We start from the raw sequence: 15,355 nt of genomic DNA, 5'->3' as shown, positions 1-15,355 counted from the left end.
CGTCAGGCACCCTCTCAGGCGTTGACCAGCTCCCCCGGCGCCGCTGTCGCCACCGGAACGACGCGCGGCTCGTCGGCGATCGGCTCCCCTTGCCAGTCGATCAGCTGCAGCCGGCCGGCAGCGGTCTCGACCAGCGCGGTGCAATGCTCCACCCAGTCGCCGTCGTTGGCATAGACCACACCGTGGCCGGCACTGAAACCCGCCTGGTGGATATGGCCGCCGATATAGCCGTCGAGGCCCTCCCGGGAGGCCTGGTGCATGGCGGCCTGCTCGAACTGGGCCACATAACGCCGTGCGGTCGCCACCCGCCGCTTGATGGCACTGGCCAGCGACCAGTAGGGCAGGCCCAGGGTCCGCCGCAAGCGGTTGCACCAGCGGTTGAGGCGCAGCACGAACTGATGCATGCCATCGCCCAGCGACAGCAGCCAGGGGGCGACGCGCACATGGGTGTCGAACTCGTCGCCATGGCTGACCAGAAAGCGCCGGCCGTCGGCCAGCTCGTGGATCCAGCGGCGCTCGATGCGCACGTTGTGGATGCGCAGCCCGCACAGGCGGCGGAAGGCGGCATCGTGGTTGCCGGGAATGTAGATCACCTCGCAGCCGCCTCGCGCCAGGCGCAGGATACGCGCCACCAGCTGCTGCTGGGCCGGCGGCAGGACCGCCCGGCGGCGCATGGCGATCAGGTCGACGACGTCGCCGACCAGGTAGAGACGCCGCGGACGCACCCGGCGCAACAGTCTGGCCAGCAGTGCCGCCTGGCAGTCCGGCGTGCCCAGGTGAATGTCGGAGATGAACAGGGTGCGGCAGTCGGCCACGGAATCGGTCGGGGTACGCATGGGACGGCCTCCTCGATTGGCGCCACCAGCGTGTCAGCCGGCGGTGACCGGCCCATGGCGAAACGATGACGTTTCGATGACCCCGGTGCTTGACCCGTGTGCTGCCCCCGGCTTCTATGATCGGCAATCGAACCCGATCACCCCAGGAAGAGGATGCCACCCATGAGACGTCTTTTGCTTTCGGCCGGCCTGCTGCTGGTCACCACGCCGGCCCTGGCGACCGACGCCACCCTGCACCGCAACCCCAACTGCGGCTGCTGCGAGCAGTACGCCCGCTATCTCGAGAATCAGGGCTGGGAGGTCGACGTCGTCTCCGAGAGCGACCTGTCGGCCATCAAGCGTGCGGCCGGCGTGCCCGTGTCGCTGGCCTCCTGCCACACGATGCGGGTCGGCGATTACGTCATCGAGGGCCACGTTCCCCTCGCCGCCATCGACAAGCTGCTGAGCGAAACACCCGACATCGACGGCATCGGCCTGGCCGGCATGCCCATCGGCTCGCCCGGCATGCCCGGGCCCAAGCAGGGCGATTTCACGGTCGAGGCCTTCGACGATCAGCGCACCACCTCCTTCATGACCCTGTGACCGCGCTTTCGCGCTGCCCGGCCCTCGTCGCCGCCGGGTAGCGCGTCGTCGAGCACCGACACCATCCATGAAAAGGGCCCGACGAGCGGGCCCCTGCCTGGCGTTGGCGACGAGACGTTCCCGGCTTACATCGCTTCCTTGACGCCGCGCTGGATCAGCCACCAGTTGACCGGATAGGCGGTGAGGAAACCGAAGCCCATGGCGATCTGCATCATGAACCAGAAATGGATGCTATCGACGTGGAGCGTCTCGCCGAAGACCACCGCAAACAGATAGAAGTGGGCGAAGGCCATGAAGCCGTACATGCCCACCTGCCAGGCGGTCAGCGACAGGGTATCGGCCTTGATCGCCTGCCAGAGCGCCTTGCCCGGCGAAATGTCCTGCATCGGCTTGATGGCGTAGTACTGGAAGACGATACCGAACAGGAAGGCCAGGATGTAGTCGAGCACCCAGACGGCGAAGATCTTGTCCGCGAAGAGCCCCTTCCAGCCCAGCCAGACAGCGATGACGGGCAACGTGAAGGCGAGCCACTCGGCGACGATGTCGCCCAGCGTGCAGCCACTGCCACAGTGCAGCGTGCCCTTGACGACCTTCATCGGGAACGGCGTGTCGCGCTTGTGCGGCGGCGTCTCGCCGGCCTTCATGGCCGGGTGGGCGATCTCGTCGGCGGCCAGTCGACCGTAGCGGCGGTAGACGTACAGCACCGGTAGATGGCCGAACAGGGCGCAGGCCGGCCAGACCACGTTCATGATCGTCATGTGCTGGGGGTGACGTCGCAGATCGCCGATGACGTAGAGGGCGCTGGCGAACCCCAGCAATAGGGAAATCCAGGCAATGATCGTCAACCAGGTCGGCACCATGTCAGGAACTCCTTTCCTTGTCCGTGGTTTCGATGATGGCCCGGCCGTCGCCGGCGGTCGCTCACGGCGTGTCCCTGGAGCGGCATTTTCGTCACCGACGGCCACCCTGAACGTAGTCGCGATCGGCGGGCGACGACAAATTCCGGCACGGCCGGTGCAGGGCCACAGGCAATCGCTCAGGATAGCCCCCATGTGCGGGACCGGGGTCAAGGCGGGTCGCGACTCGATGGCGTCGGGGTTATTGACGCGCATCACGCCGCCGCCGGCGTTACCGGCGCATACTGACGGCACATCAACCACAGGTGGCCCGTGCCGCCGACCGGGAGAGCCGTCATGCGCGTCGAAACCCTGGGCGACGTCCTGGAATGGACGCAACGCACCCACGCCAATCTGGCCGACTGCCTGGCCCAATGCTCGCGGCAGACCCAGCGCGAGCGACTCAAGATGCTGCTCGACTATCTCGTCGAGCATGAGCGCCAGCTCAGCCATGCGCTGGAACTGGCACGCCACGACGCCATGCCCTCGGCGCTCAACACCTGGTGCTACGAGTACTTCGAGAACGCCCCGGCACGGCCGGAACGCCAGTGCCAGGCCAACTTTCGGGACATGGACGTCGATGAGGTGATGGCGGCGGTGCTCGCCTTTCACGAGCAGGTCACCGGGCTCTATCGTCACCTGCTCGATCAGGACGCCGACGTGCCCTCGGCACGCGAACTGCTCGAGAACCTGCTCTCGCTCGAGGAGCACGAGGCGATGCGGTTGGCACGGGACGCCGGGCGCCTTCAGGATCTCTAGGCGCGGTTGATGACGCGCCGCACCACCCGCCCGATGCTCAGCCCCTGGACGAGGATCGAGAACAGCACGATCAGATAGGTCACCGTGAGCAGCACGTCACGCGGCTCGCCGTCGGGCAGCGACAGCGCCAGGGCCACCGAGATGCCGCCGCGCAGGCCGCCCCAGGTGAGAATGCGCACCGAGCCGCGTCGAAAGCCCAGCCGACCGCGCAGCCAGGCGACCGGCAGGCCGACGGTGACGAAGCGCACGGCGAGCACGATCGCGATCAGTGCCACCCCGATCCACAACAGGGCCGGCGAGAAGGGGATCACCAGGATCTCCAGGCCGATCAGCACGAACAGCAGCGCATTGAGCATCTCGTCGACCAGCTCCCAGAAGCCGTCCACATAGCGGCGGGTGGTCTCGGACATGGCGCTCGCGCGGGCCTGGTTGCCGACCAGCAGCCCGGCCACCACCATCGCCAGCGGCCCCGAGGCGTGTAGATGCAGGGCCAGGGCATAGCCGCCCAGCACCACCGCCAGCGAGACCAGCACCTCGATGCGGTAGGCATCGATGCTGCGCATCAGCGCATAGCCCAGCCCACCCACGGCCAGTCCCAGCAGGATCCCGCCGCCGGCCTCCTGCAGGAACAGCCAGCCGCCCTGCGTCACGCTCAGCACCTGCTCGCCGGTCGCCGCCCCGACGAGCAGGGTGAAGATCACCACCGCCACACCGTCGTTGAACAACGACTCGCCGACGATGCGCAGTTCCAGATCCTCGGGGGCGCCCGCCTCGCGCAGGATGCCCAGCACGGCGATGGGGTCGGTGGGCGAGATCAGCGCGCCGAAGGTCAGGCAGTAGAGCCAGCCGACCTCGAGCCCGAAGAACCGGCACAGGCCATAGGTCGCCGCGCCGATCGCCAGTGTCGAGACCACCACGCCGACGGTGGCGAGAAAGCCGATCGACCAGCGGTAGCGGCGCAGCCGATCGAGGTCGACGTGCAGGGCACCGGCGAAGAGCAGCATCGACAACATCCCGTTCATCAGCAGGGCGTTGAAATCGATACGGCCGAGCAGCGTTTCGGCCCGGGCTTCCAGATCGCCGAAGCCCAGCGCGTCGAGGCCGTTCATCGCCCCCGACAACAGCAGGGCGATGGCCATCACGCCGATGGTCAGCGGCAGTCCCAGAAAACGGTGATTGAACCAGGCCAGCACGGCGGTCAGCGTGATGACGATGGCGACGAGATCGAGCACGGGCCCTCCCTGGCCGGGCGATGGATGAACACGACACCGCCGCCCGCACGGCCGGGCGCGGGCGGCGTCACGCCGTAACTAGCAATCAGTAGCGGTACTCGTCCGGCTTGTAGGGGCCGTCGGCGGCCACGCCGGTGTACTCGGCCTGGTCCTCGGTCAGGCGCGTGATCACCCCGCCGAAGCCCTCGACCATGTAGCGGGCGACCTCCTCGTCGAGCTGCTTGGGCAGCACGGTGACGCTGAGACCACCGGCCTTCTCGTCGTCGCTGAGGTCGGCGAACTTGCCTTCGAAGAGGTGGATCTGCGCCAGCACCTGGTTGGCGAAGGAGCCATCCATGATCCGCGAGGGGTGGCCGGTGGCGTTGCCCAGGTTCACCAGGCGGCCCTCGGAGAGCAGGATCAGGTAGTCGTCGCTGGTCGGATCGTAGTCGTCGGGATCGCTGTCGCGGTAGATCTTGTGGACCTGCGGCTTGACCTCTTCCCAGTGCCACTGGCGACGCATGTAGGCGGTGTCGATCTCGCTGTCGAAGTGGCCGATGTTGCACACCACCGCGCCCTTCTTGAGCGCCTTGAGCATCGGCGCGTCGCAGGCCCCGATGTTGCCGGTGCAGGTCACCACCAGGTCGATGCGCCCGAGCAGGTCGCGATCGATGCTCTCGACGCCCTGGTTGATGCCGTCGACGTAGGGCGAGACCACCTCGTAGCCGTCCATGCAGGCCTGCATGGCGCAGATCGGGTCGATCTCGCTGACCTTGACGATCATGCCCTCCTGGCGCAGCGAGGCCGCCGAGCCCTTGCCCACGTCGCCGTAACCGACCACCAGCGCCTGCTTGCCGGCCATCAGATGGTCGAGCCCGCGCTTGATGGCGTCGTTGAGGCTGTGACGGCAGCCGTACTTGTTGTCGTTCTTGGACTTGGTGACGGCGTCGTTGACGTTGATCGCCGGCACCTTGAGCGTGCCGTCGCGCAGCATCTCCTGCAGGCGATGCACGCCGGTGGTGGTCTCCTCGGAGATGCCGTGGATCGCCTCGAGCAGTTCCGGACGCTTGTCGTGCAGCAACGCCGTCAGGTCGCCGCCGTCGTCGAGCACCATGTTGGGGGTCCAGCCGTCGGGGCCCTCCACCGTCTGCTCGATGCACCACCAGAACTCCTCCTCGGTCTCGCCCTTCCAGGCGAACACCGGGATGCCGGCATCGGCGATCGCCGCGGCGGCGTGATCCTGGGTGGAGAAGATATTGCAGGAGGACCAGCGTACCGAGGCGCCAAGCTCGATCAGGGTCTCGATCAGCACCGCGGTCTGGATGGTCATGTGGATGCAGCCGGCAATGCGGGCACCGGCGAGCGGCTGCTGGTCACGATACTTGGCGCGGATCTTCATCAGCGCCGGCATTTCGGTTTCGGCGATGCGAATCTCGCGGCGCCCCCAGTCGGCCAGGCCGATGTCGGCGACCTTGTAGTCCTGGGAGGCGGCGGCTTGCGAGTTGGCCATGGCGGTCATCGTCGTCTAACTCCATTCCGGGGAATGGGCGCCGTTGCTTGGTGGCCGTTCCCTGCCCGAGCCTCGCAGTCCGCGCCGGCGGCGTGGACATGCTGCAGCGCCCCTCGGACAGCAGCAACACGATCATGCAGGCAGTTCACTACAGGTTCGCGGCGTTTTCAATCGCGACGCCGCCGCGCAGCCGAAAAGGGCGGCCGATCGGCCGCCCCGCTGGAAGTCCGGCTAATGCCGTGACGTTACTGGGTGGTTTCCTCGTCCATCGCGCCGGCGTCATCCTGGCCGGTACCGCTGGCGCCGTCGGTCGTCGACATGTCGCTGCCGGAACCGCTGCCCGAGCCGCCGCTCGTCTCGCCGGAGCCGCTGGTGGCCCCCTGCGCGGCGTTCTCGGACTGGCCGGTCTCCGCCGTGGTGCTGTTCTGCTGCATGTTCGATTCGTCGCCGGCGCCCGAGCCCGACATGTCGTTGTCGCCGGTGCTGGTGCCGCCCCCGTAGGAGCCGTTGCCGGAATCCGACGACTCGGTGCCACCGGCGTTCGACGACTCGGTGGTGGTGGACTGATTGGCGTTGTCTGGTGCCTGATCGTCGCTGTCGTCGCCGCAGCCCACCAGCAGCGCGCCGGAGAGTGTCAGTGCGGCAACCCAGAGCATCTTGCGGTTTTCCATGTTCACATCCTCATATCCATTGATGGCGACTTCAGTCCCCTGACCGCGCGGTTGTTGTCGGGTCCGTTCTCGTCTCACAGCCTAGAAGGCCGTCCCGCTTTTCCCCAAGCCTTCGACCACTTTTTATCGAACAGCGTTCGTTTCATTCAAACAGTCGTTTCCCGACGCGTCAACGTCGGCGCCCGTCCCACGCAAAAACGCCCCGCTCTAGCGGGGCGTCGGAACCACCACAAGCGGCGGCTCAGAGATCGGCGGCGCTCTTCAGGGCCTCGACCTTGTCGAGCTTCTCCCAGGGGAAGGCGGTGAAGGTCTCGTGCTGGGTCTCGCCGTTGACGTCGGTCCAGGTGTAGGTGTATTCGAACGGCTCGCGGCCGAAGTGGCCGTAGGAGGCGGTCAACTGGTACATGGGGTGCTGCAGGTCGAGCATGCGGGTGATGGCGTAGGGACGCAGGTCGAAATGCTCGCGCACCAGCTCGATGATCTTGTCGTCGCTGACGCGACCGGTCCCGAAGGTATCGACCGACACCGAGGTCGGCTCGGCGACGCCGATGGCGTAGGAGACCTGGATCTCGCACTTGTCGGCCAGCCCCGCGGCGACCACGTTCTTGGCCACGTAGCGTCCGGCATAGGCGGCGCTGCGGTCGACCTTGGACGGATCCTTGCCGGAGAAGGCGCCGCCGCCGTGACGCGCCATGCCACCGTAGGTGTCGACGATGATCTTGCGCCCGGTGAGGCCGCAGTCGCCGACCGGCCCGCCGATCACGAACTTGCCGGTGGGGTTGATGTGATACTTGGTGGACGCGGTCAGCCATTCGGCCGGCAGGACCTGCTCGATGATCTCGCGGCGGACCATCTTGCGCAGGTCGTCCTGATCGATCTCGGGATCGTGCTGGGTCGAGAGCACCACCGCATCGACCGCCACGGGCTTGCCGTCGTCGCCGTAGCGGAAAGTCACCTGGCTCTTGGCGTCGGGGCGCAGCCACGGCAGCATGCCGTTCTTGCGCAGCTCCGACTGGCGTTCGACCAGGCGGTGCGCGTAATGGATCGGCGCCGGCATGTAGGACGCGGTCTCGTTGGTCGCGTAACCGAACATCAGGCCCTGATCACCGGCGCCCTGGTCCTCGGGCTTGGAGCGATCGACGCCCTGGGCGATGTCGACGCTCTGCTTGCCGATCAGGTTGAGCACGCCACAGGTCTCGCCGTCGAAGCCGACATCCGAGGAGTCGTAGCCGATATCCAGGATCACCTTGCGCACCAGTTCCTCGAGGTCGACCCAGGCGCTGGTGGTGATCTCCCCGGCGACGATCGCCACCCCGGTCTTGACCAGTGTCTCGCAGGCCACGCGGGCCTGCTTGTCGCGGGCGATGATGGCATCCAGCACCGCGTCGGAGATCTGGTCGGCGATCTTGTCCGGGTGACCCTCGGATACGGATTCGGAAGTGAACAGGGAGTATTCGCTCATGATGTCCTCGACCCTCTCTAAGGCTGTCCGTTAGCGTCGCAACGAAGGGCGATCATATGGCCTCACGCCTGCGAGACGACAGGCGGCGACATGTGACCGAGCGGGGTGGCGCGGCTGCCGGGCTCGAGGGTCAAGAGTCTACACGCTGCCCCAGCGGCTGCCTAGCGACGGCCCGGGGGCCCGCCACGCGCCGTCGGGCGATTTGCTGGCAGGCGCCATCTCGGCGACAATACGGCTCTGATTTCACGCGCCGCGCCACAGGCGGCGTCATCCCGCGAAATGACCGCGGCGCGGGTGCTCCCGGGAAGGAAGCATCCGCGGCCGCTGCCCGTTTGCCGCAGGCGAGGAGCTACTAAATGCCGTCCCGTTTCGAGTTGGCGAATGCCATCCGCGCGCTGTCCATGGATGCCGTGCAGAAGGCCAATTCCGGCCACCCCGGTGCCCCGATGGGCATGGCCGACATCGCCGAGGTATTGTGGAACGATTACCTCAAGCACAACCCGGCCAACCCGCACTGGGCCGACCGCGACCGTTTCGTGCTCTCCAACGGCCATGGCTCGATGCTGCTCTATTCGCTGCTGCACCTGAGCGGCTACGACGTCACCCTCCAGGACCTGCAGAACTTCCGCCAGCTGCACTCGCGCACCCCGGGCCACCCAGAGCTGGGCTACACCCCGGGCGTGGAAACCACCACCGGGCCGCTCGGCCAGGGGCTGGCCAACGCCGTGGGCATGGCCATCGCCGAGCGCACCCTGGCGGCGCAGTTCAACCAGCCGGGCCATGACATCGTCGACCACTACACCTACGTGTTCCTGGGCGACGGCTGCCTGATGGAAGGCATCTCCCACGAGGTCTGTTCGCTGGCCGGCACCCAGGGCCTGGGCAAGCTGATCGCCTTCTACGACGACAACGGCATCTCCATCGACGGCGAGGTCGAGGGCTGGTTCACCGACGACACCGCCAAGCGCTTCGAAGCCTACGGCTGGCACGTGGTGCCCAACGTCGACGGCCACAAGCCCGAGGAGGTCAAGGCGGCGATCGAGCTGGCGCGTTCCAACGACGATCGCCCCAGCCTGATCATCTGCAAGACGATCATCGGCTTCGGCGCGCCCAACAAGCAGGGCAAAGAAGAATCCCACGGCGCCGCGCTGGGTGACGACGAGGTGGCCGCGGCCCGCGAGCAGCTGGGCTGGCCACACGCGCCCTTCCACGTGCCCGAAGCGGTCTACGCCGGCTGGGATGCCACCGAGCGCGGCAACGCCGCCGAGCAGGACTGGAAGACCCGCTTCGAGCGTTACCAGGCCGATCACCCCGAGCTCGCCAAGGAGCTGTCGCGGCGCCTCAAGGGCCAGCTGCCCACCCCGCTGACCAGCGAGAAGCTGATCGAGCAGGCCCAGGAGAAGGCCGAGACGCTGGCCAGCCGCAAGGCCTCGCTGGCGTGCCTCAACGAACTCGGCCCGCAGTTGCCCGAGCTGCTCGGCGGCAGCGCCGACCTGGCACCGTCCAACCTGACCTTCTGGAAGGGCGCCAAGGCCATCAATCGCGATCACCACGCCGGCAACTACCTGCATTACGGGGTCCGCGAGTTCGGCATGGGCGCGATCATGAACGGCATCAGCGCCCACGGCGGGTTCATCCCCTACGGCGCGACCTTCCTGACGTTCATGGAGTACATGCACAACGCGGTGCGCATGGCCGCGCTGATGAACCGCCAGGCGATCTACGTGTTCACCCACGATTCGATCGGCCTCGGCGAGGACGGCCCCACCCACCAGCCGATCGAGCAGTTGAGCGCGCTGCGCTCGACGCCCAACCTGTCGACTTGGCGGCCGTGCGACGCCACCGAGACCGCCGCCGCCTGGCACGCCGCGATCCATCGCCGTGGCGCGCCCACCGCGCTGGTGTTCTCGCGTCAGAACCTCGCCGCCCAGCAGCGCGACAAGCACCAGCTGGCCGACATCCAGCGCGGCGGTTACGTGCTCAGGGACAGCGACGAGCCGGCCCAGGTGGTGCTGATCGCCACCGGCTCCGAGGTCGACCTGGCGATGCAGGCCGCCGACGCCCTGGAGGCCAAGGGCAAGGCGGTGCGCGTGGTGTCGATGCCCTCCACCGACGTGTTCGACGCCCAGCCGCAGAGCTACCGCGACAGCGTGCTGCCGCCGCGCCTGCGCCAGCGCGTGGCGATCGAGGCCAGCCACTGGGTCTACTGGACCAAGTACGTGGGCCTCGACGGCCGGGTGATCGGCATGCACGGCTTCGGCGAGTCGGCCCCGGCCAAGGACCTGTTCAAGTACTACGGCTTCACCGTCGACAACGTCGTCGAGCAGGTCGAGGAACTGCTGGCCGTCGATTGATCCGTCGGGCCCACCCGTTCACGGGTGGGCCCGCCATGCCCGCGGCCACCGAGTCCCGGGCTTCCTGCCTTTTTCTTACCGCTGACCGGCGGTCCTTCTAAAGCCGCCCTCGCCGGTGCCGATAAGTCCAGTGACGTGGTTACCCTCACCAGGTGCTGAGCAATATTGCTGTGGGCGAACAGGATCTCTACAAGAAGCGTCTGCAGCTGACTCTCGAAGCCAGTGGGCTCGACCTGTGGGAGAACAACCTGTCCACGGGCGAAGTGGTCTTCGGCCTGACCAGGATCTTCAGCGATCTCGGCTACGACGACGACGAGAAAGCCGGTGATATCGGCGACATATTCGCGCTCATGCACCCCGACGACGTGGCCGTGGTCGAACAGGCCGTCAATGATCACGTCAACGGTCACACCGAGCGCTACTACAGCGAATTCCGTATTCGTGCCAAGTCCGGCCAGTGGGTCTGGTACGCCAATTACGGCAAGATCATCGATGACGCGATCGACGGCAACCGCTTCATCGGCGTCAGCTTCAGCCTCGCCGACAAGAAGCGCCAGGAGGAGGAGCTGCTGGCGCTGAACATGCGCCTGTCCCAGCAGAATGCCCAGCTCGAGCGCCTCAACGCCGAACTCCACTCCCTGGCCGTCCGCGACTCGCTGACCGGCCTCTACAACCGGCGCCATCTACTGGACGTCGGCGAGCGCGAATACCAGCGCTCGCGGCGCTTCGATCACTCGCTGACGTTGCTGCTCCTCGACATCGACTTCTTCAAGCGCGTCAACGATACCTGGGGCCACAGCACCGGCGACCGGGTCATCCGCGCCGTCGCCGACTGCTGCGCGCGCCAGGTGCGCGAGGCCATCGACACGGTGGGGCGAATCGGCGGCGAGGAGTTCGCCATCGTGCTGCCCGAGACGCCGCTCGAAGCGGGAATGACGCTCGCCGAGCGGCTGCGCCTGGCCATGGCCGAAACGACCGTCACGACCCATGATTGCGACGCCGAGACCTCGGTGACCCTGAGTATCGGCGCCGCCCAGCTCTGCAGCGAGTGCCACTCCTTCCACGACCTGCTGGTACTTACCGATCGCGCCCTGTATCGCGCCAAGCGCGGCGGGCGCAACCGGGTCCACGGGTACGGCACCTGAAGCGATGCCGCCTCAGAACGCCCAGTCCTCGTCGACGGTGCGTTCGGTGCGTCCGATCACGTAGGACGACCCGGAGCCGGAGAAGAAGTCGTGGTTCTCCTCGGCGCCGGGCGAGAGCGCGGCGAGGATCGCCGGGTCGACCGCCTCGGTGGCGCCGGGGAACAGCGCTTCGAAGCCCAGGTTCATCAGCGCCTTGTTGGCGTTGTAGTGGAGGAACGCCTTGACCTCCTCGGTGAGCCCGACCTCGTCGTAGAGCGACTCGGTGTAGTGCACCTCGTTGTCGTAGAGCTCGAGCAGCAAATCGATGGCCTCCTCCTTGACCGCCTGTTGCCGTTCGGCGCTCTCCTGTTCCAGGGCGCGCTGGAACTTGTAGCCGATGTAGTAGCCGTGGACCGCCTCGTCGCGAATGATCAGGCGGATCAGGTCGGCGGTGTTGGTCAGCTTGCCGCGACTCGAGAAGTACATCGGCAGGTAGAAGCCGGAGTAGAACAGAAACGACTCGAGGAACACGCTGGCGACCTTGCGCATCAGCGGGTCATCGGTGCGATAGCGGTTCAGGATCAGTTCCGCCTTGTTCTGAAGGTGCGCGTTCTCCTCGCTCCAGCGGTAGGCGTCGTCGACGTCGCGTGTCGCGCAGAGCGTCGAGAAGATCGAGCTGTAGGAACGCGCGTGGACCGACTCCATGAAACTGATGTTGGTGAACACCGCCTCTTCGTGGGGCGTCACCGCATCCTCGATCAGCGTCGGCGCGCCGATCGTGCCCTGAATGGTGTCGAGCAGGGTGAGTCCGGTGAACACCCGGATGGTCAGTTGCTGCTCGCGATCGTTGAGGGTGTTCCAGGAGGGCACGTCGTTGGACAGCGGGATCTTCTCCGGCAGCCAGAAGTTGCTGGTGAGGCGATTCCACACCTCGAGATCCTTGTCGTCCTGCAGGCGGTTCCAGTTGATGGCGTCGACGCGACTCAGGCGACGGGTGGCGTTGGCAGGCATATCCATGGCGAATGTCTCGTTCGTTGGGCGTGGCCGGCATGCCGGCCACGTTTCCAGAGTTCACGGGCGCACCGCAGCGCGGGCGTTACAGGGTGCAGGACACGCAACCCTCGACCTCGGTCCCCGCCAGGGCGGCCTGGCGCAGACGCACGTAGTAGATCGTCTTGATGCCCTTCTTCCAGGCGTGGATCTGCGCCTTGTTGATATCGCGGGTGGTCGCGGTATCGCGGAAGAACAGCGTCAGCGACAGCCCCTGATCGACGTGCCGGGTGGCTTCGGCATAGGTGTCGATGATCGCCTCGGGACCGATCTCGTAGGCGTCGCGGTAATAGTCCTGATTGTCGTCGTCGAGATACGGCGCCGGGTAATAGACGCGGCCCAGCTTGCCCTCCTTGCGGATCTCGATCTTCGACACCACCGGATGGATGCTCGAGGTGGCGTGATTGATGTAGGAGATCGAGCCGGTCGGCGGCACCGCCTGCAGGTTGCGGTTGAACAGGCCGTGGGCCATCACCGAGGCCTTGAGCTCGCGCCAGTCGTCCTGGGTCGGGATATGGATGCCGGCGCCATCGAACAGGGCACGCACCTTGTCGGTCCTCGGCCGCCAGGCCTGCTCGGTGTACTGGTCGAAGTACGTGCCGCTGGCGTAGGCGGAGTCCTCGAAACCGGCGAAGCGCTCGCCGCGCTCGATGGCCAGCCGGTTGGAGGCGCGCAGCGCGTGGAAGGTCACCGTGTAGAAATAGAGGTTGGTGAAATCCAGGCCTTCCTCGCTGCCGTAGTGGATACGCTCGCGGGCCAGATAGCCGTGCAGGTTCATCTGCCCCAGGCCGATGGCGTGGGAGCGCGCGTTGGCCTCGGCGATCGACGGCACCGAGCGAATGTCGCTCATCTCGGAGACCGCGCTTAGTGCGCGCACCGCGGTCTCGACACTGGCGCCGAAGTCCGGCGCGTCCATCACCCGGGCGATGTTCAGCGAGCCCAGGTTGCAGGAGATGTCCTCGCCGATGTGGCGGTAGCCGAGGTCCTCGTCGTACTCGGTGGGCGAGTTGACCTGAAGGATTTCCGAGCACAGGTTCGACATGTTGATGCGCCCGGCGATCGGGTTGGCGCGGTTGGCGGTATCCTCGAACAACACGTAGGGGTACCCGGACTCGAACTGCAGCTCGGCGAGCGTCTGGAAGAGCTCGCGGGCCTCGATCTTCGACTTGCGGATGCGCGGGTCGTCGACCATCTCGTGGTACTTCTCGGTAACGCTGATGTCGCCGAAGGGCACCCCGTAGACCCGCTCGACGTCGTAGGGCGAGAACAGGTACATCGGCTCGTTGCGCTTGGCCAGCTCGAAGGTGATATCCGGGATCACCACGCCCAGCGACAGCGTCTTGATGCGGATCTTCTCGTCGGCGTTCTCGCGCTTGGTATCCAGGAAGCGCAGGATGTCGGGATGGTGGACGTTGAGATACACCGCCCCGGCGCCCTGACGCGCGCCCAGCTGATTGGCGTAGGAGAACGCGTCCTCGAGCAGCTTCATGATCGGGATGATGCCCGAGGACTGGTTGGCGATGCGCTTGATCGGCGCCCCGGCCTCGCGGACGTTGGACAGCAGGAAGGCCACCCCGCCGCCGCGCTTGGAGAGCTGCAGCGCCGAATTGATCGCCCGGCCGATCGATTCCATGTTGTCCTCGATGCGCAGCAGGAAGCACGACACCAGCTCGCCGCGCTGTTGCTTGCCGCAGTTGAGGAAGGTCGGCGTCGCCGGCTGGAAGCGGCCATGGATGATCTCGTCGAGCAGCGTCGTCGCCAGTGTCTCGTCGCCGCGCGCCAGGCTCAGCGCGACCATGCACACGCGATCCTCGAAGCGCTCCAGGTAGCGCTGGCCGTCGAAGGTCTTGAGGGTGTAACTGGTGTAGTACTTGAAGGCACCGAGGAAGCTCTGGAAGCGGAACTTCACCGCATAGGCCCGCGCGAACAGCGACTTGACGAATTCGAAGGCGTACTGGTCGAGCACCTCGCGTTCGTAGTACCCCTCCTCGACCAGATAATCGAGCTTCTCTTCCAGGGTGTGAAAGAACACCGTGTTCTGATTGACGTGCTGCAGGAAGTACTGGCGCGCCGCCTCGCGATCGGCGCCGAGCTGCAGCCGACCGTCCGCGTCGTAGAGATTGAGCATGGCGTTGAGCGCGTGATAGTCCAGCGTCTGGGCGCGCTGGGGGCTCGCGGCGGCGGCAGGGGTGGCGATTTCATCCGACATCGGCGGTCTCCATGGCCAGGCACTCGCGTACCCGGGCGACATCCTCGGGGGTGCCCATCAGTTCGAAACGGTAGAGAAACGGCACCCCGCACTTGTGGGCGATGACATGGCCGGCCAGGGCGTAGGCGCTGCCGAAGTTGGTGTTGCCACCAGCGACGACCCCGCGGATCAAGGCCCGGTTGCGGGGATCGTTGAGAAAGCGGATCACCGGGGCCGGCACCGCGGTACGCGGGTCGCCGTCACCATAGGTGGGCACCACCAGCACATAGGGGCGCTCGGCCTGCAACGACTCGCGGCGGCTGATGGGAATGCGCCAGGCCGGCCAGTCGAGCTTCTGCACGAAGCGGTGCGTGTTGTTCGACTGGGTCGAGAAATAGACCACATCGATCATGTGACGCCCTCCGCCTCAACCGACGAGCTGGCGAATCCGCTCGGGGCGGAACCCCGACCAGTGCTCCTCGTGACCCGCCACCACCACCGGCAACTGACGATAGCCGAGCGCTTCCACCGCCTCGCGACCCTCGGGTTCCGCGCTGATATCGACGACCTGATAGGCGACGCCCTGCTTGTCGAACGCACGATAGGTGGCGTGGCACTGCATGCAATCCGGCTTGCTGTAAATAGTAATACTCATGATAATCATTCCCTTACGAGTGGCGGGACGACAGGCTCGAAGAATGCCCGGCCTCGG

The 15,355-nt window shown here is 66.3% G+C and carries 14 protein-coding genes and 1 riboswitch; of the genes, 4 read left to right on the top strand and 10 right to left on the bottom strand.

What is annotated here, in order from left to right:
* Positions 1-14: 14 nt before the first annotated feature.
* Positions 15-836: a UDP-2,3-diacylglucosamine diphosphatase gene (locus tag D0901_RS14235; protein WP_129140965.1), complete on the bottom strand. Its 822-nt coding sequence runs from the start codon at positions 834-836 to the stop codon at positions 15-17.
* A gap of 162 nt (positions 837-998) precedes the next feature.
* Here D0901_RS14235 and D0901_RS14230 point away from each other — a divergent pair, with 162 nt between their 5' ends.
* Positions 999-1,418, top strand: coding sequence for a DUF411 domain-containing protein (locus D0901_RS14230; protein WP_233440434.1), 420 nt, complete (start codon positions 999-1,001; stop codon positions 1,416-1,418).
* A gap of 125 nt (positions 1,419-1,543) precedes the next feature.
* On the opposite strand, the gene D0901_RS14225 is transcribed toward D0901_RS14230, so the two are convergent.
* Positions 1,544-2,278, bottom strand: coding sequence for a DUF4396 domain-containing protein (locus tag D0901_RS14225; RefSeq protein ID WP_129140963.1), 735 nt, complete (start codon positions 2,276-2,278; stop codon positions 1,544-1,546).
* 333 nt (positions 2,279-2,611) lie between these two features.
* On the opposite strand from D0901_RS14225, the gene D0901_RS14220 reads away from it, so the two are divergent.
* Positions 2,612-3,073 carry a hypothetical protein gene (locus tag D0901_RS14220; protein ID WP_129140962.1) on the top strand — a complete coding sequence of 154 codons (462 nt, stop codon included), beginning with the start codon at positions 2,612-2,614 and terminating at the stop codon, positions 3,071-3,073.
* On the opposite strand, the gene D0901_RS14215 is transcribed toward D0901_RS14220, so the two are convergent.
* The 4 genes from D0901_RS14215 to metK form a co-directional block, all read right to left on the bottom strand.
* Positions 3,070-4,305: a cation:proton antiporter gene (locus D0901_RS14215; protein ID WP_129140961.1), complete on the bottom strand. Its 1,236-nt coding sequence runs from the start codon at positions 4,303-4,305 to the stop codon at positions 3,070-3,072. The two genes, D0901_RS14220 and D0901_RS14215, sit on opposite strands and share 4 nt — an antisense overlap.
* A gap of 85 nt (positions 4,306-4,390) precedes the next feature.
* Complete coding sequence (gene ahcY, locus D0901_RS14210; protein WP_425256181.1) at positions 4,391-5,803, bottom strand: adenosylhomocysteinase; 1,413 nt, start codon at positions 5,801-5,803, stop codon at positions 4,391-4,393.
* Positions 5,804-5,822: 19 nt separating this feature from the next.
* Positions 5,823-5,915: riboswitch (S-adenosyl-L-homocysteine riboswitch) on the bottom strand.
* A 124-nt stretch (positions 5,916-6,039) separates the two neighbouring features.
* Positions 6,040-6,465 carry a hypothetical protein gene (locus tag D0901_RS14205; protein ID WP_129140959.1) on the bottom strand — a complete coding sequence of 142 codons (426 nt, stop codon included), beginning with the start codon at positions 6,463-6,465 and terminating at the stop codon, positions 6,040-6,042.
* Between the two features lie 241 nt (positions 6,466-6,706).
* The gene (gene metK, locus D0901_RS14200; protein ID WP_129140958.1) at positions 6,707-7,927 is read right to left on the bottom strand and encodes a methionine adenosyltransferase; all 1,221 of its coding nucleotides are present in this window, start codon (positions 7,925-7,927) and stop codon (positions 6,707-6,709) included.
* 356 nt (positions 7,928-8,283) lie between these two features.
* On the opposite strand from metK, the gene tkt reads away from it, so the two are divergent.
* On the top strand, positions 8,284-10,281 hold the full coding sequence (gene tkt, locus D0901_RS14195; protein ID WP_129140957.1) for a transketolase: 1,998 nt from the start codon (positions 8,284-8,286) through the stop codon (positions 10,279-10,281).
* Positions 10,282-10,451: 170 nt separating this feature from the next.
* A complete protein-coding gene (locus D0901_RS14190) occupies positions 10,452-11,426 on the top strand; it encodes a sensor domain-containing diguanylate cyclase (RefSeq protein ID WP_162500878.1) in 975 nt (324 codons plus the stop codon).
* A 12-nt stretch (positions 11,427-11,438) separates the two neighbouring features.
* Here the strand turns inward: D0901_RS14190 and nrdF are convergent, their stop codons facing one another.
* The 4 genes from nrdF to nrdH all read right to left on the bottom strand — a co-directional run bounded on the left by nrdF (position 11,439) and on the right by nrdH (position 15,298).
* Positions 11,439-12,416, bottom strand: a complete 978-nt coding sequence (nrdF, locus tag D0901_RS14185; protein ID WP_129140995.1) for a class 1b ribonucleoside-diphosphate reductase subunit beta — start codon at positions 12,414-12,416, stop codon at positions 11,439-11,441.
* Positions 12,417-12,501: 85 nt separating this feature from the next.
* Positions 12,502-14,664 (bottom strand): class 1b ribonucleoside-diphosphate reductase subunit alpha, encoded by a 2,163-nt coding sequence (nrdE, locus tag D0901_RS14180; protein WP_129140955.1) that lies wholly within the window; start codon positions 14,662-14,664, stop codon positions 12,502-12,504.
* The gene (gene nrdI, locus D0901_RS14175) at positions 14,654-15,055 is read right to left on the bottom strand and encodes a class Ib ribonucleoside-diphosphate reductase assembly flavoprotein NrdI (RefSeq protein ID WP_129140954.1); all 402 of its coding nucleotides are present in this window, start codon (positions 15,053-15,055) and stop codon (positions 14,654-14,656) included. The genes nrdE and nrdI overlap by 11 nt, the downstream gene beginning before the upstream one ends.
* Before the next feature lie 15 nt (positions 15,056-15,070).
* Positions 15,071-15,298 (bottom strand): glutaredoxin-like protein NrdH, encoded by a 228-nt coding sequence (gene nrdH, locus D0901_RS14170; protein ID WP_129140953.1) that lies wholly within the window; start codon positions 15,296-15,298, stop codon positions 15,071-15,073.
* Between the last annotated feature and the right edge of the window lie 57 nt (positions 15,299-15,355).

This window comes from Modicisalibacter coralii (assembly GCF_004117855.1).
In the GTDB taxonomy this organism is placed as follows: Bacteria; Pseudomonadota; Gammaproteobacteria; order Pseudomonadales; family Halomonadaceae; genus Modicisalibacter; species Modicisalibacter coralii.
The sequence above is the reverse complement of the archived record's forward strand: the minus strand, read 5'-3'. Positions and strand labels throughout refer to the sequence as shown.